This is a genomic window from Aeromonas media, assembly GCF_000819985.1.
In the GTDB taxonomy this organism is placed as follows: Bacteria; Pseudomonadota; Gammaproteobacteria; order Enterobacterales; family Aeromonadaceae; genus Aeromonas; species Aeromonas media.
Window position 1 is genome coordinate 534 of sequence record NZ_CDBZ01000128.1, and the last position, 412, is coordinate 945.

1 pseudogene is annotated in these 412 nt (G+C 72.8%); it reads left to right on the forward strand.

Annotated features, from left to right (window positions below):
* A pseudogene (locus BN1127_RS10755) lies at positions 1 to 412 on the forward strand (electron transport complex subunit RsxC); the annotation flags it as partial.

Here is a 412-nt window from a genome sequence, read left to right on the forward strand (position 1 = left end):
GCGAGATCCCCCTGGTGCAGTACTATAAGATTGCCAAGGATGACATCCGCGAGGTCCGTGCCGAGCACGAGAAGGCGGAGCGCGCCAAGCTGCGCTTCGAGGCCAAGCAGGCCCGCTTCGAACGGGACAAGGCCGCGCGGGAGGCTCGCCACGCCGAGGCCGCCGCCCAGCGTCGCCAGGCCATGGCCGCGGCAGGGGGGGATGATCCCGTCGCCGCCGCTCTGGCCCGCCTCAAGGCCAAGCAGGACGCCGCCAGCGCAGGGCCCCAGCCGGACAACGCCGCCATGATGGCCGCCCGCGAGGCGCGCAAGCAGGAGGCGCTGGCGCGCCGCGCCGCCAAGGCGGTCGAGACCGCACAGCCGGATGATGCCGGCACGGCTGTCGTTGCCGAAGCCGATCCCAAGAAGGCCGC